The 422-nt window shown below is 64.9% G+C and carries 1 protein-coding gene; it reads left to right on the top strand.

Features of this window, described 5'->3' with window-relative positions:
- Positions 1-422: polyprenyl synthetase family protein (locus tag RVY79_RS17565; RefSeq protein WP_317465775.1), on the top strand; the 422-nt coding region annotated here is incomplete at both ends.

The following is a 422-nucleotide window of genomic DNA, read 5'->3' as shown; positions in this document are numbered from 1 at the left end:
TCAGCGCCGGCGGCAAGCGCCTGCGTCCGGTGATCCTGCTGCTGGTGGCCAATGCGCTGGGTTACAAGGGCGAGTATCACCATGAGCTGGCCGCGGTGGTCGAGTTCATCCACACCGCCACGCTGCTGCACGACGACGTGGTCGACGAGTCCGACCTGCGCCGCGGCCGCAAGACCGCCAACGCTGTGTTCGGCAATGCAGCCAGCGTGCTGGTGGGCGACTTCCTGTACTCGCGCGCCTTCCAGATGATGGTGCAGGCCAACAGCATGCGCATCATGCAAATCCTGGCCGATGCCACCAACATCATTTCCGAGGGCGAGGTCCTGCAGCTGCTGAACATGCACGACCCCGACGTGACGGAGGAGCGCTACCTGCAGGTGATCCGCTACAAGACCGCCAAGCTGTTCGAGGCCGCCGCGCAG

The sequence above is a fragment of the Chromohalobacter sp. HP20-39 genome (genome assembly GCF_033052815.1).
Lineage (GTDB): Bacteria > Pseudomonadota > Gammaproteobacteria > Pseudomonadales > Halomonadaceae > Chromohalobacter.
Note: the sequence above shows the minus strand (reverse complement) of the source record. Positions and strands in the feature narration are given on the sequence as shown.